Raw genomic sequence first — 24,846 nt, forward strand, 5'->3', positions numbered from 1 at the left:
GACTGAAATTGTCATATTTAAATGGAATTGCAAAATTTTGACCCGAATGCAACCAAGATTGGCCTGACTCACCAAACTGTCCCGAATATATTCGCTCGCGCAACGCATTGATATGTGTGAGTAAATTAGAATTATTCTGAATTCTGAACTTGCGCAACAATAAAAAATAATCGCTATAGCCGCTGCTTTGATGGGCTGCGGACAGTAGCCGTTTTGCAGGAACGGCAGGAGAACAGAGTTGAAGACCAGCAGGGACACCGTGCGCAATACAGATCGCATTCACAACAGCAGACGCGCCGGATCGCTACTCAAAACCGTGCTTCTCGCTAGCGTGGCGCTTGGCGCTGTGGCCGTTCCGGCATTGGCCCAGGACACGGGCGTCATTCAGCTCAACACCATCGAGGTGCAGACCTCCGGTGACAAAGGGCCACGCGTTCCCGTCGAGGGCTATATTGCTGAATATAGCCGCGCCGCCACCAAGAGCGACACGCCGATCCGCGAAACGCCGCAGTCGATTTCCGTTGTCACGCGCGACAATATGAATGATCGCGCCGTCTCGTCGGTTAGTGAAGCACTGCTTTACAGCGCCAATGTGAACGGTCAGCGTTATGGCGCGGATGTGCGCTCGGATTATTACACCATTCGTGGTTTCCCGGCTGATCTCTATCTTGATGGCATCCGTATTCCGCAGATAGCCAACCAGACCGGCGGTTATTCGGGCTTCGTGGTCGAACCCTATTCGCTCGAAAGCGTGGAAGTTCTGCGCGGTCCAAGTTCCGCGCTGTTTGGCCAGAGCAATGTCGGCGGTATCGTCAACATGGTCAGCAAGCAGCCGCAGGCCGAGGCATCCAATGAGGTCTATCTGCGTGGCGGCAGTTTCCAGCGCAAGGAATTCGGCTTCGATCTGACGGGGCCGATCAACAACGACCCTCGTTTCACCTATCGCCTGAACGGCATGATCCGCGATGCCGACACGTCCTACGATCTGGGCAAGAACAACCGTATTGCCATCAATCCGAGCTTCGCCTGGCGTCCGGATGCGGATACCAGCCTGATTGTTTCGGGCGGTTATCTCAAGGATGATCTGGGACAGGCGGGCGTGATCGTTCCGGCCTATGGCAGCGTGCTGCCGAACCCGACCGGCCAGAGTATTCCGCGTGATTTCACCGATGGCGATCCGCGCATCGCGACTTATAAGAAGGAAATCAGTTACGTTGGCTATCAGTTCGAGCATCGCTTCAACGACACGTTCACGCTGCGCCAGAACTTTCGCTATTCGCATCTGAAGACCGATTATCGCAACCTGTTTGCGGGCGTGCTGCCGACCAGTGGCTGGAATGGCAGAACGCTGCCGCGCACCAATTATCTGGCACAGCCCGAACTCGATTCAATTGCCTTCGACACGCAGCTTGAATCGCGCTTCGATACCGGCTCTCTGGAGCACACTTTGCTGGTCGGCGTTGATCAGCAATGGCAGCGCCTCGACAATTATACTGGCTCGGCGGCTGGTCCGTCGCAGGACCTGTTCAACCCGACCTTCAATCAGCCGCTGACGCCGGTGAAGGCGACGACGCGTCTTCTGCAAAACCAGTATCAGACCGGCATTTATGTGCAGGATCAGATCGAAGCAGGCAATCTGCGCGTGACGCTCGGCGGTCGCAAGGACTTCGTCCGGGTTGATTCCGAACAGACGACGCTCTCAACAGGCCGTAGCGTCGACTATGAGCAGGACCCTGAAAAGTTCACGGGCCGTGCGGGCGTAGCCTATGTCTTCGACAGTGGCTTTGTGCCTTATGCGCTCTATTCGACGTCCTTCCTGCCGACGCTGACGCTGGCGGATACGCCGCTCAAGCCGACCACGGGCACGTTGAAGGAAGTGGGCATTAAATACGCCCCGGAAGGCGCGAATTACAGCGTTACGCTTTCGGCCTTCGAAGCTGAACAGCAGAATGTCGTCAATCGTATTTCCGGCGTCTACTATCAGACGGACGAAGTGCGCGTACGCGGCGTCGAGTTGGAAGGCACGGCCCAATTGTGGGATCGCCTGAACCTGACGGCTGCCATGAGCTTCCAGGACCCGGAAGTCAGCGAAAGCCAGACGCCTGCCCAGATTGGCAAGCTGCCTTATACCGTGCCGAAGGATCAGCAGTCGTTGTTCGTCAGCTATAATGTGCCGCTGCCGGATAACCTCAAGGGCGATCTCGTTCTTGGCGGCGGTGTACGACGCATCGGCAAGACCGCTGGCGATACGCTGAACACCTTCTTCGTGCCATCCTATACGCTGGTGGATGCTTTCCTGCGCTATGATCTTGGCAACTATCGCCTTCAGGTGAATGCCTATAATCTCGGCGACAAGAAATATGTGGCGGGCTGCAATTCGACCAGCCAGTGCTATTACGGTCAGGGCCGCTCCATCGTGGCGACAACGAGTGTGAAATGGTAGTGAGTTTCTCACGACGTGAATTTTTTGTGGGGGCGGCTTTGGCCGCCCTTACGTCTTCTGTTCGGGCCGAGACGCCGCGTAAGGTTGTCACGCTCGAATGGGCGGAAACGGAAATTGCTTTGTCGCTCGGCATTCGCCCTCTGGGCGTTGCCGATCTGGCGGGCTATCGCCAGTGGGTCAATATCGAGAATGACGGGCTCACCGATGCGGCCGATGTGGGCGGACGGCAGCAGCCGAGCCTTGAAGCGCTGACACGGCTGAAACCGGACCTGATCCTTACATCGGCGTTGCGCCATAAGGCGATTGCCGAGCGCCTCAAGGCGATTGCACCGACGGTGCTGCTCGACGGCGCATCCGATAGCGCCGATCTCTTTCAGGATATGAAATCAAATCTCGCCGTTGCCGCAAGTGCGCTGCAACGCGAGGCGGAACGCAGGGCCGCGTGGCAATCTTTCGAAGATGGCCTGTCGGCAGCGCGGGCGAAACTATCCGGCCCATTGCCTGTCGTGATTGCGCAGCCTTTGCCCGGTGTGGCGCGATTGAGAATATTCACGACCAATTCTGCCGTGATGAAAACGATGGTGCAAGCTGGCTTCTCGGAAGCAGTCGACCGCGGCGTGCAGCCCTTTGGTTTTACGACATTCGGGTTGGAAGAGCTTGCCACGCTAGCGCCGGAGACACGGCTTTGCCTGTTGGATGACGCGACGCCGAAGGAACTGACGGAAAGCGCGATCTGGCCGGTCCTGCCTGCGGTCAGCGCCGGTCATATTTATCATCTCGGCGGCGATATTTGGCCTTTTGGCTCGACACGCTCCATGACGCGGCTGGTTGAGCGGACGTTAGCGGCGTTAACTGCCTGATATATGAGAAAAGCCCCGGTTCAACCGGGGCTTTGTTGTTTCAGGCAACGGCGCGGGCGCATTCGCCAAGAATACGCAGTACTTCGGCGCGTTCCTCGATTTGCGGCATATGTCCGCAACGCTGGAAGATATGCACGCCGACTTTTCCGGGCAGCCCATGGGCGTGGCTGACGGGAATGACCCGATCTTCCGCACCGAAGATCAGCCGCACAGGGATCGGCAATCCGGCTATGGTTGACCGCAGATCGAAGGTCTGCGTGCCATCGGTGAAGAACCGTTCCGCAATCGCGCTTTGCGCGGCGCGCAATTCGGTATCAGCGGCCTGAGCGACTGTGGCATTGATGAAAGGCCGCGTGAGCAGGCTTTCGTCGCTGACCAACAGTTTCAGCCAAGGGATGATGCTCGCTTCGCTTTTGGCGGCGATCAGGCCCTTGGTGAAGGCGCCGTTGATTTCAGGGCCGAGACCGGCGGACGAAATCAGCACCAGCGAGCGCACATCCACGATGCCGCGTGCGGCAACGGTCGCCGCAACGCCACCACCAAGGGAATGACCGCCAAGCAGGCAGGCGTTCACGCCAAAGGCGGCAAGTGTGGCTTCAACGGCCTCCGCGATCGCATCGATGCTGTCCGGCACTGTGCGCGTGGAAGCACCGTGTCCGGGAAGGTCAAGCGCCAGAACCGGATGGCCGAGTGTTGCCCCTGCGAACAGGCCGCGCCATGAATTGAGGTCGGCGGCGAAACCGTGGATTAGGACAACAGGCAGTTTTCCGGCTTCACCCTCACGCAGCCAGACTGCATTGAGCGGTGCAGCGGAACCGGCGGTAGGTCTTCGTGCGGGGGGTGCAACCGGTTGGCTTACAGCGCCAGCCGCAACCGCAGCTTGGGCAGAGCCAATCTTCGCCTCGACATCCTTTTTCTGGACGCGTCCCTTGGGGCCGGAACCTGCAATCGCCTCAAGATCGATGCCAGCCTCCCGGGCCAGCCGGCGTGCAAGCGGCGTTGCACGCACGGCTGTGTCCTGAGCGGTAGCAGCTTGGGAGGTAGAAACGACCGGTTCGACAGGTGGGGGGCCATCCTCCCGAACCGGTACTGGCGCGCTCTGCGAGGGAGCAGGCTGCGCATCGGCGGGGCGCTCAACGGATGGTGGTGCTTTGCGCTCTTCGCCTTCTTCGTAAATCCACGCGACAGCCTGTCCGACCGGCACAACAGTGCCTTCGGCAACACTCACATCTGCAAGAATGCCGCTGGCCGGTGCGTCCACTTCCATGGCCGCCTTGTCAGTTTCGATTTCGAACAGGAGCTGACCCTTCGTGACGGTATCGCCATCCTTGGCATACCAGCGCGAAATCTGGCCGGTCTCCATATCCATGTCGACTTTCGGCAGGATGACTTCCACTGCCATGGTCAGCGCACTCCCCTGGCAAGATCGCGGGCGCTTTTGAGAATGTCCGGCACCTGCGGCACGGTCGCGCGTTCAAGATCGGGATTGTAAGGGATCGGCGTCTCGGCGCCGCCAAGGCGGACAATCGGGGCGTCGAGATAATCGAAAGCATCGCTTTCGGCGACGATTGCAGAGATTTCCGCGCCGATGCCGAGTGTTTTCACAGCTTCATAGACGCAAAGCAGCTTCGAAGTTTTCTTGACGCTTCTGATGATCGTGTCGCGATCAATTGGGCGCACGGTGCGCAGATCGATGACTTCGACGTCGATGCCTTCCTTGGCCAGTTCTACCGCCGCATCCAGCGCCTTGTGCACCATGATTGCGGTCGCGACGATGGTGAGATCACGGCCTTCGCGCACCACATCGGCCTTGCCGATGGGAACGGTATAATAGCCTTCCGGCACCGGCCCCTTCATCTTGTAGAGCAGCTTGTGCTCAAAAATCATCACCGGGTCGGGGTCTTCGACAGCTGCAAGCAACATGCCCTTGGCGTCATGCGGGGTGGAAGGCTGCAGAACCTTCAGGCCGGGCACGTGGCCGAGCCAGGCTTCGAGGCTCTGGCTGTGCTGTGCGGCGGCGCCCGTGCCTGAACCGGCGGGAAAACGCATGACCAGCGGCACCGAAACCGCGCCACCCAGCATATAGCGGATTTTTGCGGCCTGATTGACGATCTGCTCCATGGCGAGCGCAGCAAAATCGGAAAACTGGAATTCGAAAATCGGGCGCATGCCGGTCAGCGCTGCACCTACGGCGACGCCCGCACCGCCCAGTTCAGAAATCGGCGTGTCCATGACGCGGTCTTCGCCGAAGCGATGCACGAGATCGCCGGTTACCTGAAACGCGCCGCCATAGACGCCGATGTCCTCGCCCATCAGGAAAACACGGTCGTCGCGCTCCATGGCAATCGCCATGGCTTCCTGAATGGCTTGCGAATAGCTCAACTCGCGGATGGTGGTGTCCATGATCAGATTTCGTCCGTATATACGTCGCGGGTCAGGTTGGTGAGGTCGGGAGAAGGGCTGTTGCGGGCATATTCAATCGCGTCAGCGATTTCCTTCTCGACATTGGCCCGAATGGCTTCGATCTCCTTGTCGTCGATCACGCCATAAGCCTTCAGATCGGCTTCGAAATGCGCGATTGGATCGCGATTATTGGCCCAATCCTCGATCTCTTCCTTGGTGCGATAGCGGTTGCGGTCGCTCTTCGAATGACCACGCAGACGGTACGTCTTGTTCTCGATCAGCGACGGGCCTTCCCCGCGCCGCGCACGCTCCACGGCCTCGTTGATGGCTTCGGCAACGTCGGAAAGGTTGTTGCCGTCCACGACCTTGCCCGGCATGGCATAGGCCGATGCGCGGTCCGCGACATTCACCACCGCCGTTGAACGCTTGGTTGAAGTAGACATGCCATAGCCATTGTTTTCGCAAACGAAAACGACCGGCAACTTCCAGACGGAAGCCATGTTGAGCGCTTCATGGAAAGCGCCTTCATTGTTGGCGCCATCGCCGAAGAACGACACGACCACCTTGTTGTTCTTCTGCTTTTTTGCGGAAAGGGCAGCGCCGACAGCAATCGGAATACCGCCACCGACAATGCCATTTGCGCCGAGATTGCCTTTGGATACATCAGCAATGTGCATGGAGCCGCCGCGGCCCTTGCAATAGCCGGTTTCCTTGCCGAAAAATTCCGCGAACATGCGTTTCACATCCGCGCCCTTGGCGATGCAATGACCGTGGCCGCGATGGGTCGAGGTGATCATGTCATCTTCGGTCAAAGGCAGGCATGAACCCATGGCGCTTGCTTCCTGTCCGATGGACAGGTGCATCGTGCCGTGAATAAAACCCCGCGTGTAACTTTCTTCCGCGCCTTCTTCGAAGCGGCGGATGAGATACATCTTGTGCAGCGCTTCCTTCAGCTGTTCGGGAGAATAGGTGCGGAAAGCGAAGGGCAGGTTGTGGCGATCTGCGACCTGCGCATCAATCTTTCTGGCCTGAACCATGGTGCGGCTCCTTATGCTCCGTAAACGAGCTTGTCCTGGCGAGCGCGCAGTTCGGCGATCTTCGATCCCGGCGCGACGGCAGCATTGTCATAGGTGATGAGTTCGCCCTTCCTGATCGGCTTTGTCACACTGCCACCCTGAAGAAGACCGCAGGGAATGGCGCGCGCGGTACGCGCTTCGCCAGACGTCATGATCCAGGCGCGGTAGCAATATTCGCCAATGGCATCGAGCTTTTCGCCCGGCTGCATATCCTTCTTGGCCACAGCGCAGACTTCGGCCACCGGCTTTGCCAGGGGCACCATGTCCGGCTTGCCGTAAAGCACGACACGGGCGCAGGTGAGGGGAACTTCGAGCGAGGTCAGGTGATAAGGGCGGTGGAAGGTGAAGTAAGGGCCTTTGCCCATTTTCAAATCTTCCATGCGTTCCGAAACACGCGGATGCGACATGTCGGCGACGACGAAGACACCCGGAGCCACGCCCTTGCCGATGGAGTAATCCACGACCCCGACCTTCGAAAGCACACCGCCATCCTTTTTAGGAATCAGCGTCTTGTTGAGCTGGTCGAGCGTTGCGGCAGGGCCGTGCATGCCCGGCTTGTCCGGCACCAGACCCGTGGCATTGGCGATGGCTGCCATTTCCACCATGGTCTTGGAGCCATCGACGAACTCCACCAGCATACGCACATTCATGTTGCGGCGTTTGGCTTCTTCCAGATAATCGTCGGGAATGGCGTCGATATTGAGCGGGTTGTTCTTGCCCTTGCCAGCGGCAACGATGGGATGCCCCATGGCTGAAACGAACTCGATCAACTCCATGCAGGACGATGGTTCGTCGCCCGCACCCAGCGAATAGGTGACGCCCAGACGGTCGGCTTCTGCCTTGAGGTAAGCGCCGATGGTGACATCGGCTTCGACATTCATCATGACGAGATGCTTGCCATGTTCCATGGCGCGCAGGCCGATTTCCGCGCCGACAGCAGGAACGCCGGTGGCGTCGATGACCACATCGATCAAATCATTTTCGAGGATCAGACTGGCATTGTCCGTAACGGCGACCTTGCCGCCTTCCATGGCCGAGGTCAGGTCGGAAGCGTTTGATACTTGCCTGCCGTGGCCTTCTTCCTGATAGGCGATATCAACCGCTTTCAAAGCGTTCGGAACACGCAGTTCGGAAATGGCGCCGATTTCGATGCCGGGCATATGCGCCACGCGGGTCACGATGTCGGTGCCCATTTCGCCGGAGCCGATCAGCCCGATACGGATCGGCCGTCCGCTGTCCGCACGCGCTTGCATATCACGTGCCAAGCCCGTCAACGCCACATTCGTCGCCATCTTTTCCTCCTGATGTTCCTCCAGACGCCTTCGCGCCTCTCTTCCTTTACCCGATAATGAACATTTGTTTCCAAGTCAATACGAGTGTACATTTATCACGCGCCACAGACCTGTTATTCCTTACCGTGCTTTATCGCTTGTGAACAAACATTGGTCTGCTATAAAAAACAAATGTTCTGCCCGGTGTTTCAAAATGCAACACAACAAAATCTTGTGGGGGCATGCGGCGCGGAACTTGATACAAGCGTTCGAACGGCCTGGCATTCGTTGGAGGATGGCCGGGGGGAGGAGAAAACTATGGACGCATTTCTAAGCGGCCTGAAATCGGCCATCGATACGTTGGGGGCGACGGTCCTGCTCCCTATCGTCATTTTCATTATAGCCGTGGTTCTTGGCGCAAAGGTGGGCAAAGCCTTCCGTGCTGCCGTGACCATCGGCGTCGCCTTCATCGGTATCAACCTCGTATTGGGGCTGATGTTCACCTCCATTGGCGAGGTGGCTCAGGCGATTGTTACCAATACGGGCATCAAGCGCGATATCGTCGATGTGGGCTGGCCTTCGGCTGCGGCCATCGCTTTCGGTTCGTCCGTGGGGCTTTGGGTCATTCCGGTCGGCATTCTGGTCAACATCGCGCTGCTTTTGATGCGCTGGACCCGCACGCTCAATGTCGATGTTTGGAACTTCTGGCACTTTGCCTTTGTCGGCTCGCTTGTCGTCGCCGCAACGGACAATCTCGCCTATGGCATTATCGTTGCAGCTCTTGTTGCGGCTCTGTCGCTGCTGTTCGCTGACTGGTCGGCACGCGCCGTACAGCAGTTCTATGGCGTTCCGGGCGTTTCCGTTCCACACCTGGCATCGGCGCAGATTCTGCCGATTGCCATCGTGCTCAACTGGATCATGGATCGCATTCCGGGCATCAACAAGATCCACATCAGCACCGAAACCATCGAACGCCGTTTCGGCGTCTTCGGCGAGCCGGTGGTTCTGGGCCTGATTATCGGTCTCGTGCTTGGTCTCATCGCTTTCTACAATTCAGGCGATTTCGGCCATGTGCTGGCCAAGGTGCTGGGCACCGGCATGACGCTTGCCGCCGTGATGCTGCTTCTGCCGCGCATGGTCAAAATCCTGATGGAAGGCCTGCTGCCGGTTTCTGATGCCGCACAGGAATTCGTGCGCAAGCGCACCGGCGATCGCGAATTGCTGGTCGGTCTCGATTCGGCAATCCTGATCGGCCATCCGGCTGCGATCTCGTCGTCGCTGATCCTCGTGCCGATTGCGATCATCCTGTCGGTGATACTGCCGGGCAACCGCGTCATCCTGTTTGCCGATCTTGCGGTTATTCCGTTCATCGTCGCCATGACTGCGCCGCTGTTGAAGGGCAACGTGTTCCGCATGGTTGTCGTCGGCACGGTGACGCTCGCCATCGGCTTCTATGTGGCCAATGCGCTGGCTCCGCTCTTCACGAGCGCTGCCGTGTCGTCTGGCTTCAAGTTGCCGGAAAACGCGTTGCAGATCACTTCGGTGGTCGACGGCTTCCTGTGGGTGCCTTATGTCATCATCGCCGCAATCCAGTGGTTAGGCGTTGTTGGAATCGCGGTTCTTGCAGTCGTCATCGCCGCAGCGTTCATTCTCTATCGTCGCAACACCGACGGTTGGGAACGCGCTGCCGGTGCGGAAGACGAACCAGCCGAGCAGAACAACTGGTAAGGCGCAAAAGCAATATTGGCCGCATACCGGAGAGGTATGCGGCTATCTGCAATGGAGGATGGAATGGCGAACGGCCTGACGGCTTTTCTCGACCCTGAAGCGATTGAGCTGCAGAGCGAGGCCAAAACCAATGAGGAAATTATCCGTATTCTGGCGGCGAAGCTGGAACGGCTCGGCTATGTAAAGCCAAGCTATGCGGATGCGGTCGTGAAGCGGGAACAGACCATGCCAACCGGTCTGCCGCTGGAGCGCGAAGAAAACGTTGCCGTTCCGCATACCGACCCCGAGCATGTCCTGAAAGCGGGCATCGCTTTTGCGACGCTGAAAACCCCCGTCATCTTCGCCAATATGGAAGATCCGGAAGAGGACGTTCCCGTCGGATTTGTCTTCCTGCTTGCCATCAATGACAAGGACAAACAGATCGAGACCTTGCAACAGGTGATGGCGACCATTCAAAATGAGGACGCGCTCGAGAATCTCAAGAAATCGCGCACATTGAGTGACGTGGAAGCTGCGCTCGGTTAATCGGAGGAAACAAAATGGCCAAAATGAAAACGATTCTCTTTGCCTGCGGCACCGGCGTCGCAACATCCACTGCCGTGAATGCTGCCGTCACCGAAGAGATGAAAAAGCGCGGGCTGACCTTCAACGCCCAGCAGGCCAAGGCGACCGAAGTGCCGTCTCTGGCTGACAATGTGGATTTCATCGTTTCCACGACGCCTATTTCCGCCGCAGTCGAGAAGCGGGTCATCAAGGGCCTCGCATTCCTGACCGGCATCGGCAAGGACAAGGTTCTGGACGAAATCGAAGCCGAATTGCGCAAGTAATTTCGGCCCATTTCAAAGGGCGCTTTCGTGCAGGATCACGAAAGCGCCCTAACTATTTGTATTCTCACTACTAAGCGGTTCAGTTCGGAACGGAATGTCCGATGCGCCGGAGCATTTCGGCGGCACTTTCCTCGTCGGTGATGAACACCGTTGGCCGCAGAAGTTTCATCGCGCCCAGAAGCGCTTCGATCTTTTCCTTGCCGCCGGATGTCAGGATGCGTTGCGGCGTGTTTTGCAAGCTTTCGATGCTGGCCGACATGACGCGCTCATGCACCGGATCATCGACGATACGGCCATCGGCATTGTAGAAATGGAACAGAACGTCGCCGACCGCACCATTGGCGCGCAGCGATTGTTTCTGCTCTTCATCGACGAGCCCCACGCGGTAGGACGTGCTGCTGGCGGTCTCGATGCCGCCAATGCTGAGCAACACCATGTCGAGATCTTCCGCCATGTTCAGCACCGTGTTCAGGCCACAGCGCTCAATCAGGGCTGTGCGAGTCTCCTTGCTGTCCACAAGGGCGGGCGCGGGGATAAGGTAGCCTTCGCCTTGCAGCATCTGCGCGAACTGCCAGGCAAATTCGGGCGGGTTGGAGCGTCGTGGCTGCACAATGCCGCCGAGAAGCGAAATGACCTTGAGATCGTTCACCGGACGCGAGCCGATATGCTGCAAGGTGCTGGACAAGGTGCGGCCCCAGCCGACGCCAATGCGCATGCCGTGCTGGATTTTTTCCGACAGATAAGCGCCTGTCGCCGCGCTGATCGGAGGAATCGGATCGGTCTCAGCAGAGGAGAGGGGCGCCACAATAGCCTGTTCCAGCCTGAACGCCTTTTCAAGCGCCGCTTCCAGCGCGGTCAAAGCCGAAAGCTTGCCTTCGATGGTGATCTTCACCTCGTTGCGGGCGCGGGCATCGGCAAGAAGACGCACAATGGTCACGCGGCCAACACCCAGCGCATCGGCAATATCGCTCTGGGTCATCTGCTCGACATAATACATCCACGCCGCACGGGTTCTGAGGCGGCTGGTGCGGTTTTCCGCTGCAACGCCTTCGGATCCCACCAGAAGGTCGTTGGTTTCAGCTGCGTTCCGTTTCCCCTTGGCGGTCTTTCTCAAATCGATTCCCCAAAATTCTTACAGTTTGCGTCTTTGTGATATGGACCCTATTGCTTTTCCGGGACGAGGAAAACAATACTTCTTTTGTATCGGTTAAGATACGATTGTTGGCCTCGCAGGGAGGGACGACCGGCATGCTGCGCACACTTTCCGATGAAATCGCCGTCAATCTGAAAGACCGTCTGCGTGACGTGCGCTATGTGATCAGGCGCGCCCGGCAAAGTTCGCGTGCGCCCGAAACCAGCCTGCCTGCGCCGGAAGCGCTTCTGGGCCATGCCGCAGGCGTGATGGATACGGCGCTGACCGCCGCCGAAGCGATCTCAATCTCGATTATTTCGTCTGAACCGGCCAAACATCATGGCGCGCCACAGATGCGCAGCCTATCCTTTTATTTCGGCACCGGCGCGGAAGGTGCGCGCGGTTTCCGCAGCGATATGTATTATTTCCTCAAGGGAACGATGCGGCGCTACGGACTTGAAAACGCACTTATCCACGAAGCGGCTTTTTCGGTCATCCACGGGCGTCTGTTGCGCAAGCATGCGGAACTTCTGCGCGATCCTCTAAAGGTTGCACAGGCGCTGGCCGCGCTTTATCTGGAAGCGCTGGCTGAAAAGCCCGTCCGCCTGATGCCGTCAGAAGCCTCGTGCGACCCGGAAAATCTGCGCAAGGCGGAAGTGGTCGGGCTTGCGGCAGCTTGCCTCGCTTGCGGGCTGGCGACCGTAAAACCTGCTGATCTCGCCGATATCGATCCGCTGGAAAGTGTATTCATGGTGCTGGAGGCACGCTATGAGCGGCTGGTGGATGCGGCAGAAACCCACGACGCGAAGAAGCTCGAAACCCTCTTCGCGACGCTGATTGCCCACCTACCTTAAGTCGCCGAACAGATCGGCGATGATTTTCTTGGCGCGGGGAATGGAAGCCGGGCTCATGCTGAGCTCGGTCAGTCCCATGCGGATAAATTCCGGTATCAAATCCGGCTTGCCTGCCGCTTCCCCGCACATGCCAACCATGATGCCCGCTGTCGTGGCTGCTTTCGCGGTCATTTCAATGGCCGCTATTACAGCTGGATGATGCACGTCGTTGAGCCTCGCGACCGTCGGGTTGAGACGGTCTGCCGCCATGACATATTGCGTTAGATCATTGGTGCCGATGGAGAAGAAGGCGGATTCCTTGGCCAGCTGATCGGCTGCGAAAACCGCTGCCGGTGTTTCGATCATAACACCCAGTTCAAACGTGCCGTAAGGCTTGCCTTCTGCTGCCAGCTCGCGCTCGCATTCGGCAATCAGGCTTTTTGTCGCCCGAATCTCCTCGATATCGGAAACCATCGGTAGCATGACCTTCAGATTGCCGTGCACGGCGGCGCGAAGCAGGGCGCGCAATTGCGGCTTAAACACCTCCGGGCGGTCAAGGCACATGCGGATGCCGCGCCAGCCGAGGAACGGGTTTTCCTCCTCGGGAAACTCGATGCCGGCGACGGGCTTGTCACCGCCGATATCGAGTGTGCGGACAATGACAGACTGGGGTGCGAAAGCGCGCAGAAGTGATGCATAGGTTTCCATTTGCATGTCTTCGGACGGCAAATGGATATGCTTCATGAACAGAAGCTCGGTGCGGAACAGGCCGACGCCCATCGCGCCTGCGGTCTGGGCAGCTTCGATTTCCTCCAAAGCGCCGAGATTGGCCGCAACCTCAATCACCACGCCATCGGCGCGATGCGGCGTGTAGTCACGATACTTGTCCAGCGCACGCTGTTCTTCCGTGGCCTTGGCAATGCGGCTTTCGATTTCGGCCAGAACGGAGGCATCCGGGTCATGATGGACAATGCCCGCACTGCCATCGACGGCAACCTGTCGCGCTGTCTTCAGTCTATGAACAGCGTCGCCAAGTCCAAGCACTGCCGGGATTCCGTGCGTGCGCGCGATGATCGCGACATGCGAGGTCGCGCCGCCATGGCCGCAAACCACGCCGCGAATGCGCTTCAGCGGTGCGCGGGCCAAGTCCCAAGCGCCGATGTCTTCGGCGATCAGAATGGCACCGTCCGGTAGTCCGTCGAGATTGAGGTCTTCCTGACCGAGCAAGGCGAGACAAATCTGGCGGCTGATTGCGTGCACATCGTCGGCGCGGGCATTGAGATAGGGATCGTCGAGGTTGGCGAATTGCTGCGCGACCGTCGAGGCAGCGCCGAGCGTGGCGGAGACCGCATCCATGCCGCCGCGAATAAGGGCGAGTGCTTCGTCCCGCAGGCTGTCGTCGGAGGCAATGTCCTTCAATGCAGCAACGATGCCGCGATCACTTTCGGCGAGATCGCCGCGCACGAGCGAATGTTCCATCCGCTCTTGAACAGTTGCAACAGCGGCCTCGTAACGGCTGATTTCCGGTGCGATTTCGTGAGGTGCCAGCTTGCCGGTGCCGGGCGTGATTTCGGCAGGGAAAAACGGAAACGCCTCGCCAAGCGAAAGACCTTCGCTGGCGGCAACGCCCTTGATCTGGCCTTCCGGCAACGCTGCAATCGCAACACTCGCGACCGGGACGGCGACGGGAGCAGCTTCCGCCACCGCAGCAACGGCTGCGCCGTCATTTTCCTCAAGCCCCGCCCGCGGGTTTTCGAGATAGCCGATCAGCGCTTCCAGTGCTTCAATCGCATCAGCCCCTTCGGCGCTGACGGTGACTTCGTCATTTTCCTTCACGCCAAGCAGCATGAGCTTAACGGAGCTTTTCGCGCTGACGCTTTTGCCGCTCTTTGCGATCTCGATATTGCACTCGAACCCCTTGGCGAGCTTGACGAAACGGGTGGCGGGGCGCGCATGCAGCCCTTCATGCACCCGGACGATGGTGGAGCGTTCCATTTGAGAGCCTTGGATTATGAATGCTTCTTGAGATCAGTCGCTGATGACGATCATATGTCCTTCGCGCAGCACGGCAACCAGAGCGGCGCCGTCAACTTCGCTGGCACAGATTTCGCCCGGACGGTCGGTCGAGTCGGCCCCGGTAAACGATATCACCACATGACCGATGTCACGCACTTTTTGCCAGGCGCTTGTTCCAACCGCCGTAATGTTTGCCGTAATGTCGCCAATGGTGATGAGCGCGCCAACCGGCGGCGCAGCTTCCTGCGGACCGTCTTCGACTACGTGCATCACCGAGACTTCCGCCAGTTCGGGCGGGGAGCCCTCTGCAAACAGGATCAGAACGCCGCCTTCGGCGAGATCAGCCACTTCGGGACCAATTGCGGTGATCCGTGTCTTGAGATGTATCGGCATGGCGGCAGTCCTTTTCAATTTCACTCAACCGACATCCTCCAAAAATTGGGGAGATGAGGATGCCGAAAATTAAGGGCAGAGATTGGGAGGAGCGGCCCGCCGCTTTGATGCGACGAGCCAGTTTGCGTCAAAGCACGGCGAGGCTGACGAGCCAGGCGATGAGCACCGAGACAGGGCCCATAATCTGGCGGCTGATCAGGATCGCAGGCACGCCGATTTCAATCGTCTTCGGTTTGGCTTCGCCGAGCGCCAGACCCACCGGCACGAAGTCGCAACCGACCTGCGTGTTGTAGGCGAAGAGCGCGGGCAGGGCCATTGCCGGAGCGATTGTGCCATTGGCAATCTGCGGGCCGATAATGGCCACACCCACTACCTGCGCGATGACTGCGCCCGGTCCAAGGATCGGAGAAAGAAACGGCAAGCCGCAGATAGCCGACAGCACAAGCAGGCCAATGATATTGTTGGCGAGTGGTCCCATCGGCTGGGCAAGAATATCGCCGATGCCGGTGTAAAGAATGAGACCGATCAGCATCGTCACGAAAGCCATGAATGGCAGAACGTTGCGGATGACCTGATCGATGGTGCGGCGACCGGCGTTGAAGAAAATGCCGACGACACGGCCCATGACGCGGCCGATCCGGCTGATCAGCCCGACGAGACCGCCATCATTCGACGTATCGATCGGCACTGCAGGCTTTTCATCGGCCTTGGCGGCGGCAGCTCCTAAGGAAGCTGCGGCTGCAGGAGCCTCGGAACCATCAGCAGGAACGACATTTTCTGGCTTTACGCCGGAGACATAAATGTCTTCGGTGATGAACTGCGCCAGGGGGCCTGACTGGCCGACTGGCGTCAGGTTGACGGTCGGGATGCGCTTGCGCGGATAGACGCCGCAACGGGCGGTGCCGCCGCAATCGACCACGACGACGGCCATTTCGCTTTCAATGGGGGGAGCGCGGAAACCGTCTACGGCTTCGCCCCCGGTCATTTCCGCGATCTGTCTGGCGAGCGGATGAATGCCGCCGCCGGTCACGGATACGATTTTGCTGCGCTGTTCGGTCGGCTGGATGACGAGCGGTCCGCCCCAGCCACCGGAGCCATGGGAAATTCTAACGGATTTGTAGGTTTTGGCCATGATGTCCTCCCGCGCGCCTTAAAGCTCGATGCCCTGACGGCGCGCCATGATGGCGGTGATGCGTTCGGTGAGCATGCCTTTGAGCAGGATCACGACGAGGCCGACGATGGCGTACCAGATGGCCACATTGATGTGATAGCCATTGGCGACAGCGCCTTTCTTTTCCAGTTCAAGCAGCGCCACGAGTACGCCACCCCAGACGAAATATTCGCCGGGATTGATATGCGGGAAGAGGCCAAGTGGCGGATGCACATAGGACACTGCCGCGTCGTAAAAGGCAGGTTTGTGCTTTTCCTCAAGGAACGAACCGAAGGTATAGGCCATCGGATTGGTCAGGAAGAACACCGACAGCACCGGCAGAACCGTATAACGGGTTAGCGCGATGCGGCCCGCACCCTGTGCCAAACCGTGCACGCGCTTTTCGCCGACGAGTTCGGTGATTGCGTAGAAGGCGGTCATCAGAACCACCAGGGTCGGAATGATGCCGGTCACAAAACCGGAAAACACTTCGCCACCCTTTTGGAAGATGCCGATGAAGTGCTTGCCGATCGAGGCCAGCCAGCCCAGCTGTTCTTCTTGAGTGACGTTTTGCAGTCGTTCCTTGAACTGATCGACAGTCAGATTGTCCGTGCCGGTTGCCTGTGCAAGCTGCACAAGGTTATCGCTACCGTGTTCGACGGCTAGCTTGCCGTGAAACACCGCGTCCGTTGCTATGTTGGCGGCCATCTGGCTCGCCACATGCAAGGACTGTAAGGTCGTATCGGCGCCTTGCGCCAGCATTGCAGCTATAGACATTTCTCCTCCTCCACGCCCGTCCTCGTCGGGCGATACCCCTTGAACATTGCCACCCAGTTCACGGTTGGACACACGCTCAGGCGTGCGCCAGCTTCAGTCCTTCGAGAGACGTGCCGTCGGATTGTTCGCGGATGCGGTCGATCTGGTCCATCGCCTGCTTTGCGGCAGCATTGACAGGCGACTTTTCGAGCGCTTCCTGTTCACGCCGCAAGGCATTGAACGGCATGCCCTCATAGGCTTCCTGCCGCTTGAACTTTGCGAACACGGTTCGTCCGCTCATTTCGAGAAAGCGCCGGACCTTCAGGTCGCGGTCAACCACGATCATGACAATGACGCCTTTGCCGAAGCGCCCGCGCACATGGCCTGCACCCACGAATCCGTCAGAGTAGCGGGATGTGACGCCTTTCAGCACGTCGGAGTAATGGCGCATCTGAAACCAGACGCCCAGCGACTGCACTCCCCATAAAAGAGCCAAAGCCAGTAAAGCCCATTGCCAGATAGCCATTTTCTCCTCCTCCACCGGAGGCTTCGTGCGTCTTTGAGCGCCGCCAGTCTCCGCCTCTTCACAGAACATTTGTTTTCTTAAATGTCAATATGTATAATTATGAGGTGAAGATTGCGGGAAGGACAAGCTGACAACGGTAGCGGTTTCGCATATGGTCTGTCGGCATTGGAGGCGTGGAATATGGATTTGCTTTTGAAGAACCAGATGGCATCGATGCCGGACTTGCGGCGTCGCTTGCGGCAGTTGCGCTGGTTCAGGGCGACGTTTCGCAAACACGCCAGTCTTCTCCATGATGTCTATGGTGTCGATTATGAGATCGACGAGCAGAAACTGACGGAAGCTTTTCTGAACTGGGTAGAACTGGTCGAGCAGAACAAGCGTTATGCCAAGGTGGACCGCAAGGATTTCATCACCTTTGCCGCCGGGCTGGTTCTGCGTGAACTGATCCGCCTGTCGCCTGCCCGGGCGTTATCGATCCCGAAGGCGAACGAGGGCGAGAATACGCCGCAACACGACATTATCGCCTTCTGGCCGGAGGGGTTCCTCTATACCAATTACTGCATTTGCGCGATTGCCGCCGTGCAGGAGCAGGAATTCGGCGTGGCACAGGATATCGACGCCTGTGCGGACGATTTGCGAACCTGGTGGTCTTACCGGGAAAACGTGGCCGACATGCCGGGCTATGCGATAGCCTTCCTCGACAAGTTTCTGGGTGGCGAGCCGAACTGGGTCATGCCCGATCTCGCGTCGGCCCGCGTGGCGGTGCAGCGCGCGCTTGGCGCGCAAAATCCGTCAGGCGCGATAAAGGGTTAGCGCCTTTACCGGAAGTCGCCCGTCAGCTTGACGGGCGCGGCGGCAGACCGGCGCGTGCGCGCATTTTGTCGAGCAGGGCGGCTGCAATCGGCTCGTAGTTTTCGTCGAAGTGGTGGCCACCCGCCAGTTTCATGACGTCCATGCCCTTCAACTCGCTTGCCGTGCAGGCGGTGTCGTCTTCCTCCTCGCCATAGACGCAGACGACACGGTCGAGCGGAATGCTGGAAATCGCCGGAACGACATCCTTGTCGCCATCCATACCAAGCCAGCCTTCAATGGAGACCTGAAAGGTTGTCGTGGTTTCGACACCAAGCAGCCCGATCATTTTTGTGCGGTCCTGAATGGCTGGATCGAGATATTTCCACGCGAAGGGGAAAGTATCGGCCCCGAAGGAATAGCCAAGCACCGCAACAGGCAATTTCCCTGTCGGATCGGCCTTCCTGATCATTGCCGTGGTGTCTTTGGCGATTTCTTCCGGTGTGCGCTCCGACCAGAAATAGCGCAGAGAATCGACGCCGATGACATGTACGCCATGCGCTTGCAGCCATTCGCCGATGGATTTGTCGAGATCGCGCCAGCCGCCGTCACCGGAATAGAAGACCGCGACCATCTCCGCATTGCCGCCCTTGGCGGGAAGATTGACAATCGGCAGGGCTTCATTCTTGGCGTCCTGATCAGCCATGGCGACAATGTTATCAACCGCCATTTTCATGCGCGCCGGGAAATCCTTGGCGCTCTGGAGAATGGCGATATTTTGTTGCCGTGCTTCGACCGGGTTGTTGGTCTCCGTTCCGGGAGGGGCGACCACCAGAGCAGGTGCTGGTATCTGGGCGCCAAAAGCATAGGTAAATGCACCATCCGGTGTTTTCGTCGCAGCCGCCTTTTCTGTACAGGAGGGCAGGCGGGTTTTCGCCGGGGCAGGGTCGAGCGAGACAGCGCCCGCAATGGTCGCATCGGGCGAATCCGACGCCGCGGCATAGGCAATCGTCGCACCCTGGCCGATGCCGGTCAGCACCGGATGGAAATAGACATCGAGATCAAGCCCGCGCAGAGCTTCCTTGGCGATGGCCTCAAAATCGGAGTCGAGGTAGTTGCATTCGCCATCTTCCTTATCGAGCGAAGCCCGCCATGGGCCGAGTTCCACCGGCAGGACGATCATGTTTTTCGCAAGCAGCGCGTCCATATAGGCGCGCTCCTTCTCGCCGATGCCCGCCTCGTCGCTGAGAAGGATCGTAAGTCCGACCGGGTCACCGTTCGGCATATAGACCGGGATGCTCGACAGCCGTTCGGCGCTTGCATGAATGACCGGCTCTTCAGAGCCTGTAAGTTTGGTCCACATGCGGGCGATCTTGCCAGTATGCAGCGACGCGTAAACGCCCGCCGCTCCAAGCAGCACAAGCCCGACCACGGTAAAGAGGACGCGTTCTTTCTTCATTTACGGATGAACTCCAGTGGGCTGCCGTTGATCAGGGTTGTGGCGTCGAGAAGGGCGCGCGGTGTTTCCAGTCCGCCGGGGCAGACCATGTAATGCGGGGTCCAGACAGGATCGAATTTTTCCTTGAAGGCTTTCAATCCGTCGAAATGATAGAGGTCCGCACCGCGCTTGTAGATGAAGGAGCCGAGCCGGTTCCAGCGCGAGGCGAGCCTGCTGCCGCTCAGTCCGGCAAGCGGGGCCGCGCCGAGATTGAACCACTGGTAGCCTTCGTTTTTGCTATACATGAGCAGCTTGGCGAAAAGCGCATCCATCAGCAGCTTGTGCACATTGGGCATATAGCGCATCAGGTCCACGGTGATCTCGTATTTGTTTGCGCCGCGCCACAGATTGGCAAAGGCCACGATCTCGCCTTCGCTTTTCAGCACGGCGACATCGAAGCGCTGCATATAGTCGTCATCGAAATAGCCGAGCGAGAATCCCTTTTCGCTGCCGGATTTGAAATCGAGCCAGGCGTTGGAAATTTCACGCAGGCGCGGGAGGATCGGTGGAATGTCAGCCGCCCGAATAATTTCGAAGGTGAGGCCGTCCTTGTCGATCTTGCGGTCGGCATAGCGGAATGGCTGGCGACGCGGCCCTTCCAGTGAAAAGTCCGTCAGGTTCACGCGGGCCACTTCGCCTAGTTTCAGTGCGACAAGCCCCATGTCGAGAAACAGCGGCAGGCTTTGCGGGCCAACGCCGTAGAAAACCGTGCGCAGCGCTAATCTGTCCGCAAGCGCGTGAAACGACCATGCCGTTTCCTTGCCGGTTTCGGGGTTGCCGATCGGCTCGCCGAGCGCGATCAGGCTGCCACCGGATTGGGCATACATGATGAAGGCGCTGTTATCCGGTGCGAGCAGAAACTGCTTGTCCCCCAACATGGCCAGCGCCGCGTCCGTATGCGGACATTCCGCCACCAGAGTAGGCACTACTTCGGGGATCGAATAATCGACCTTTCGCCTGCGATGGCTGTTGCGGTTGATGATCGAATGCAGGCCGACAGCGGCGACCACTGCAAAAACCAGCACGGTCGCCCGCAGGAAGCGTGGCGCATTCCCGCTCCATGCGAAATCCCACCAAAGATCGCTCGAATATTCGACGTGCCGGTAAACGAAGAAGCCAAGCCATGTGGAAACAAGCACCGTGGTGCCGACTGTGGTGATCCAGTTCCAGCTCAGTTCGAAAGGTCCGGATATCGGGCGGCGATAGAAGGAATCGCGAAAATTCCAGAGCGTTGAAGCGAAGATGCAGAGAATGACGGCTTCTTCCCAGTCGAGGCCCTTGGCGAGTGAAAACACCGCTCCGCTGAGAAGCAGCGTCATCGCCGCAACCCAAGCCCGTTCCAGACGCTTGGAAAGGCCACGCGCAACGATGAGCAGCGCGACGCCCACGAGGCTTGCCGCCAGATGCGACATTTCCATCAGGAATTCAGGCACGATGTCGGACAAAAGCTCAACGCGATAGCGCAAATTGGGTGTCGCGCCCGAAATGAGCAGGATGATGCCGCCCAGAAAGATGATGCCAGCGGAAAGGCTTGGCACCAGAGGCTCGAAAAGGCGTTTGGCGAAGGCGGCCTGTTTGCCCAGCATCTGACGCCGCCGCATCGCTTCCCAGACGAGAATGCCAGCCGTTGCCACGACGAGCGGCATGACCGTGTAGATGATGCGATAGGCGAGAAGTGCTGCGATCGCGTCCGGTTTTCCGCCGAGGCCCAACCCGGCGATGATCGTTGCTTCGAAGGCGCCGAGGCCGCCGGGCGCGTGGCTGGCGATGCCGAGAACAATGGCGATCACATAGACGAGTGCGAAGACGGCGAAACTTGGCACTGCATCAGCGGGCATCAGGACGTAGAGTGTGGCCGCGGCAGCGCCGACATCGACCAATCCGGCGCAAATCTGGATCAGTGCGCCTTTGGAATTGGGAAGGCGCAGGCTGAACGAACCGATCCTGACGCTGCGCTCGCCATGCGACAGCCAGTAGATAAGCCAGCCGATGCCGCCGAGGATAACCACGCCCGCCACGATATCGATGCGCGAATCGATGGCGGATAGCCAAGGCACATCCTGGGGATCGATGAGGAGTGCAGCCCCGACCATGATGATCAGCGCAAACCAGATTGCGAACCACGATGTGCCGACGATCTTGCCGATATCGGCGAGGCTGACGCCTTCGGCGGCATAGATGCGATAGCGCAGCGCGCCGCCGGTCAAAAGCGAAAAGCCGAGCGCATTGGAAATCGCATAGCCCGCAGCGCCTGCAACCGCCGCGATACGGCGCGGAATCTGGTTTGGCGCGATGGTGTCTACGGCCACGACATCGTAAAGAGCGACAGCGGCATAGCTCAACACCGTAAAGAAGACGGCGAGCGCCAGCGTCGTCCAGGAAATGCTATGCAGTGCTGCAAGCGTTTCCGAACGCGACGTGTGCTGGAGCATTGTTTCCAGAACATAGATCGCCAGCAGCGCGATGGCGATGCCCGCAACCGGAAACAGAAAATGCTGATATCGCCTCAGCCAGCCTAAAGGCCCGGAAGACGCAGCGTTATGTTGAGAAGGCACTTCATCATCAATCAAGCTCATCGGAGCGTCGTCCAGTTGGAGCAATCAACAAATTATAGTAAAGGCGGGGAGTGATCCCGATTTTGGGCAAACTTGTGTTCTAATGTCCTATTGTATCAAAAATATTCAGAGTTGCACAAAACTTGGTCTATATAAGCCTGCGGTTCGCCCGGGCAGCAAGCAATTTCATGAACGAATGAGGTAATCGTGCTCGATGTTTCCTACATGACGGCGGCTGGTGCGGGAGCGCTGTCCTTTTTATCGCCCTGCGTTCTTCCGCTGGTGCCCCCTTATCTTTGCTATATGGCTGGCGTGAGCGTTGAAGATTTCCGCGCTGATAAAGCCGCCCGCGTTGCGGCTGAACCGTCCGCGCGTCGCTCGCTTGCCTTTGCCGCTATCTGCTTCGTCCTCGGCTTCACCACAGTTTTCGTGGCGCTGGGTGCTGGCGCATCGTCTATCGGTGCATTTTTGCGCGCATGGCAGCAGGAGATCGCCATTGTCGCCGGTGTGGTCATCATACTTATGGGCCTCAATTTTCTGGGCCTGCTGCGCTTGTCCTTCCTGTCGCGCGAGGCGCGCTTTCAGGCACGCAATGCGCCTGCTTCGCCGCTCGGCGCTTATGTCATGGGGCTGGCCTTCGCATTCGGCTGGACGCCCTGCATCGGCCCTGTGTTGGGGCCGATCCTGACACTGGCCGGTGGCAGCAGCACCGTCGGCGAGGGGGCGCTTCTGCTCGCAATCTATTCGCTGGGGCTTGGTATTCCTTTTCTGGTCGCTGCGCTTTTCTCCGGCGCCTTCATGCGCTTCCTGTCCCGCTTCCGTGTGCATCTCGGCAAGGTGGAAAAGGCAATGGGCGCACTGCTCGTCGTGGCCGGGGTCCTGTTCCTGACCGGCGGCATGCAATCCTTCTCGTTCTGGCTACTGGAGACTTTTCCAGCGTTGGGGCGTCTGGGCTAGGCAACAACCGTAAGCTTCCATATACGCTTTGATGTTAAAGCGGATGAACATCACGATTTTCTGGATAATGTCATGACAGACCGTACTTGCCTTTCCATCGTGCTTGCTGCCGGCGAAGGCACACGCATGAAATCAAGCCTGCCGAAAGTGCTGCATGCAGTCGCGGGCCTGCCGCTGGTCTGCCATGTGGTCAAGGCCGTGCAGGGGACAGGCAAAAGCGATGTCGCGCTGGTCGTCGGACGCGGAGCGGAAGACGTGCGCGGCGCGGTTGAGAAAATCGCGGGTCCAGTGTCCTCTTTCGAACAGACGGAACGCCTCGGTACGGCCCATGCCGTGCTTGCCGCGCGTGAGGCGATTGCAAATGGCTATGATGATCTGCTGATCGTCTTCGGTGATACGCCACTGATCGAAGCGCAGTCTCTGCAGGCCGCGCGTTCGCGTCTGGCCGATGGCGCCGATATCGTTGTAATCGGTTTCCGTCCGACCAGCCCGCACGGCTATGGCCGCCTGATCGAAGACGGTGACCGACTGGTCGCCATTGTCGAAGAAAAGGAAGCGACGGACGCCCAGAAGAAGATCGGCTTCTGTAATGGCGGCTTGATGGCCGTGCGCGGCAGTCATGCTCTTGCACTGCTGGATGCAGTCGGCAACGACAATGCCAAGGGCGAATATTATCTTACCGACATTGTGGCCATCGCGCATGACAAGGGCCTCAACGTAACCGCCATCGAAGTGCCGGTTGATAATGTCATCGGCATCAACAACCGTGCAGAACTCGCGGAAGCCGAGGCCATCTGGCAGAACCGCAAGCGCCGCGAGATGATGCTGGCCGGTGTGACGCTGATCGCGCCGGAAACGGTGTTCTTCAGCCATGACACGCTGGTTGAAGCTGACGTCATCATCGAGCCGAACGTATTCTTCGGTCCGGGCGTACATGTTGCAACGGGTGCGCTCATTCATTCCTTCTCGCATATGGAAGGCGCGAATGTCGGTCCGAGCGCGGAAATCGGGCCTTTTGCACGACTGCGTCCCGGTGCAAAGCTCGGCGAGAAAACCAAGGTCGGCAATTTCTGCGAAGTGAAGAACGCCGATGTGCGCAAGGGTGCCAAGATCAATCACCTGACCTATATCGGCGATGCGACCGTCGGCGCATCCAGCAATATCGGGGCAGGGACGATCACCTGCAATTACGACGGTTACAACAAGTATAAGACGATTATCGGCGAAAATGCCTTTATCGGCTCCAATTCCTCTTTGGTGGCGCCGGTGGAAATCGGCGACAACGCCTATGTCGCATCCGGCAGCACGATCACCGACAATGTGCCTGCCGACGCGCTGGCTTTCGGTCGTGCCCGACAGGAAACCAAAGAAGGCCGGGGCAAGATCCTGCGGGAGAAGTATGCCGCCATCAAAGCGGCTAAAACCTCATCGAAATAAATCGACTATCAGACGACCCCAGGGCGGATGGCTTGGCTTGCCGTTCCGCTTTAGAGTCTTTAAACCGGCTGGCAAAAGCAAGCGACCCAGATCTGGAGCAGATGCATGTGTGGAATTATCGGTATTATCGGCAAGGATGAAGTCGCGCCGCTTCTGGTCGATGCTCTGAAACGACTGGAATATCGCGGTTATGACT

At 58.5% G+C, this 24,846-nt stretch carries 21 protein-coding genes; 9 read left to right on the forward strand and 12 right to left on the reverse strand.

The features are described 5' to 3' along the window. Nucleotides 1-238 precede the first annotated feature (238 nt). Complete coding sequence (locus D8666_RS16450) at nt 239-2,443, forward strand: TonB-dependent siderophore receptor (RefSeq protein ID WP_109367553.1); 2,205 nt, start codon at nt 239-241, stop codon at nt 2,441-2,443. Continuing rightward, complete coding sequence (locus tag D8666_RS16455; protein ID WP_121538787.1) at nt 2,437-3,303, forward strand: iron-siderophore ABC transporter substrate-binding protein; 867 nt, start codon at nt 2,437-2,439, stop codon at nt 3,301-3,303. Before D8666_RS16450 ends, D8666_RS16455 begins: the two co-directional genes overlap by 7 nt. Before the next feature lie 40 nt (nt 3,304-3,343). On the opposite strand, the gene D8666_RS16460 is transcribed toward D8666_RS16455, so the two are convergent. Genes D8666_RS16460 through D8666_RS16475 form a run of 4 tightly spaced genes read right to left on the reverse strand, consistent with a single transcriptional unit; the run spans nt 3,344 to nt 8,074 of the window. Beyond that, nucleotides 3,344-4,705 (reverse strand): acetoin dehydrogenase dihydrolipoyllysine-residue acetyltransferase subunit, encoded by a 1,362-nt coding sequence (locus D8666_RS16460; RefSeq protein ID WP_109367551.1) that lies wholly within the window; start codon nt 4,703-4,705, stop codon nt 3,344-3,346. A gap of 2 nt (nt 4,706-4,707) precedes the next feature. Continuing rightward, on the reverse strand, nt 4,708-5,706 hold the full coding sequence (locus D8666_RS16465) for an alpha-ketoacid dehydrogenase subunit beta (protein ID WP_109367550.1): 999 nt from the start codon (nt 5,704-5,706) through the stop codon (nt 4,708-4,710). Between the two features lie 2 nt (nt 5,707-5,708). Then, complete coding sequence (locus tag D8666_RS16470; RefSeq protein ID WP_109367549.1) at nt 5,709-6,743, reverse strand: thiamine pyrophosphate-dependent dehydrogenase E1 component subunit alpha; 1,035 nt, start codon at nt 6,741-6,743, stop codon at nt 5,709-5,711. Between the two features lie 11 nt (nt 6,744-6,754). Next, nucleotides 6,755-8,074: an NAD(P)H-dependent oxidoreductase gene (locus D8666_RS16475; protein ID WP_121538789.1), complete on the reverse strand. Its 1,320-nt coding sequence runs from the start codon at nt 8,072-8,074 to the stop codon at nt 6,755-6,757. Between the two features lie 297 nt (nt 8,075-8,371). Between D8666_RS16475 and D8666_RS16480 the strand changes: the two genes are divergently transcribed. The 3 genes from D8666_RS16480 to D8666_RS16490 all read left to right on the forward strand — a co-directional run bounded on the left by D8666_RS16480 (nt 8,372) and on the right by D8666_RS16490 (nt 10,608). Next, nucleotides 8,372-9,781, forward strand: a complete 1,410-nt coding sequence (locus D8666_RS16480) for a PTS galactitol transporter subunit IIC (RefSeq protein WP_109367547.1) — start codon at nt 8,372-8,374, stop codon at nt 9,779-9,781. Between the two features lie 63 nt (nt 9,782-9,844). Beyond that, a complete protein-coding gene (locus D8666_RS16485; RefSeq protein ID WP_121538791.1) occupies nt 9,845-10,306 on the forward strand; it encodes a PTS sugar transporter subunit IIA in 462 nt (153 codons plus the stop codon). 14 nt (nt 10,307-10,320) lie between these two features. Further along, entirely contained in the window at nt 10,321-10,608 is a 288-nt protein-coding gene (locus D8666_RS16490) for a PTS sugar transporter subunit IIB (RefSeq protein ID WP_078340332.1), read from the forward strand. Between the two features lie 79 nt (nt 10,609-10,687). Here D8666_RS16490 and D8666_RS16495 read toward each other — a convergent pair whose 3' ends face one another. Beyond that, nucleotides 10,688-11,722: a sugar-binding transcriptional regulator gene (locus D8666_RS16495; protein ID WP_121538793.1), complete on the reverse strand. Its 1,035-nt coding sequence runs from the start codon at nt 11,720-11,722 to the stop codon at nt 10,688-10,690. A gap of 134 nt (nt 11,723-11,856) precedes the next feature. Between D8666_RS16495 and D8666_RS16500 the strand changes: the two genes are divergently transcribed. Further along, on the forward strand, nt 11,857-12,594 hold the full coding sequence (locus D8666_RS16500; RefSeq protein ID WP_121538795.1) for a hypothetical protein: 738 nt from the start codon (nt 11,857-11,859) through the stop codon (nt 12,592-12,594). Here D8666_RS16500 and ptsP read toward each other — a convergent pair. The 5 genes from ptsP to D8666_RS16525 all read right to left on the reverse strand — a co-directional run bounded on the left by ptsP (nt 12,586) and on the right by D8666_RS16525 (nt 17,414). Continuing rightward, nucleotides 12,586-14,568: a phosphoenolpyruvate--protein phosphotransferase gene (gene ptsP / locus D8666_RS16505; RefSeq protein WP_121538797.1), complete on the reverse strand. Its 1,983-nt coding sequence runs from the start codon at nt 14,566-14,568 to the stop codon at nt 12,586-12,588. The two genes, D8666_RS16500 and ptsP, sit on opposite strands and share 9 nt — an antisense overlap. Before the next feature lie 33 nt (nt 14,569-14,601). Further along, nucleotides 14,602-14,982, reverse strand: coding sequence for a PTS glucitol/sorbitol transporter subunit IIA (locus D8666_RS16510; RefSeq protein ID WP_121538799.1), 381 nt, complete (start codon nt 14,980-14,982; stop codon nt 14,602-14,604). A gap of 127 nt (nt 14,983-15,109) precedes the next feature. Beyond that, complete coding sequence (gene srlE, locus D8666_RS16515; protein ID WP_109367541.1) at nt 15,110-16,114, reverse strand: PTS glucitol/sorbitol transporter subunit IIB; 1,005 nt, start codon at nt 16,112-16,114, stop codon at nt 15,110-15,112. An 18-nt stretch (nt 16,115-16,132) separates the two neighbouring features. Next, nucleotides 16,133-16,909, reverse strand: a complete 777-nt coding sequence (gene srlA / locus D8666_RS16520) for a PTS glucitol/sorbitol transporter subunit IIC (protein ID WP_109367540.1) — start codon at nt 16,907-16,909, stop codon at nt 16,133-16,135. A gap of 76 nt (nt 16,910-16,985) precedes the next feature. Beyond that, entirely contained in the window at nt 16,986-17,414 is a 429-nt protein-coding gene (locus D8666_RS16525; RefSeq protein WP_109367539.1) for a transcriptional regulator GutM, read from the reverse strand. 180 nt (nt 17,415-17,594) lie between these two features. Between D8666_RS16525 and D8666_RS16530 the strand changes: the two genes are divergently transcribed. Then, the gene (locus D8666_RS16530) at nt 17,595-18,227 is read left to right on the forward strand and encodes a hypothetical protein (RefSeq protein WP_109367538.1); all 633 of its coding nucleotides are present in this window, start codon (nt 17,595-17,597) and stop codon (nt 18,225-18,227) included. 22 nt (nt 18,228-18,249) lie between these two features. Here D8666_RS16530 and D8666_RS16535 read toward each other — a convergent pair whose 3' ends face one another. Then, nucleotides 18,250-19,662 carry an AcvB/VirJ family lysyl-phosphatidylglycerol hydrolase gene (locus tag D8666_RS16535; RefSeq protein ID WP_181376044.1) on the reverse strand — a complete coding sequence of 471 codons (1,413 nt, stop codon included), beginning with the start codon at nt 19,660-19,662 and terminating at the stop codon, nt 18,250-18,252. Then, nucleotides 19,659-22,277: a bifunctional lysylphosphatidylglycerol flippase/synthetase MprF gene (mprF, locus tag D8666_RS16540; protein ID WP_167836101.1), complete on the reverse strand. Its 2,619-nt coding sequence runs from the start codon at nt 22,275-22,277 to the stop codon at nt 19,659-19,661. Before mprF ends, D8666_RS16535 begins: the two co-directional genes overlap by 4 nt. A gap of 186 nt (nt 22,278-22,463) precedes the next feature. Here mprF and D8666_RS16545 point away from each other — a divergent pair, with 186 nt between their 5' ends. Both D8666_RS16545 and glmU read left to right on the forward strand, forming a co-directional pair. Further along, nucleotides 22,464-23,213, forward strand: coding sequence for a cytochrome c biogenesis CcdA family protein (locus D8666_RS16545; RefSeq protein WP_109367536.1), 750 nt, complete (start codon nt 22,464-22,466; stop codon nt 23,211-23,213). Nucleotides 23,214-23,285: 72 nt separating this feature from the next. After that, a complete protein-coding gene (gene glmU, locus D8666_RS16550) occupies nt 23,286-24,650 on the forward strand; it encodes a bifunctional UDP-N-acetylglucosamine diphosphorylase/glucosamine-1-phosphate N-acetyltransferase GlmU (RefSeq protein ID WP_109367535.1) in 1,365 nt (454 codons plus the stop codon). Nucleotides 24,651-24,846: the final 196 nt, after the last annotated feature.

Origin of the sequence: Ochrobactrum soli (assembly GCF_003664555.1) — a bacterium.
Taxonomy (GTDB): domain Bacteria; phylum Pseudomonadota; class Alphaproteobacteria; order Rhizobiales; family Rhizobiaceae; genus Brucella; species Brucella teleogrylli.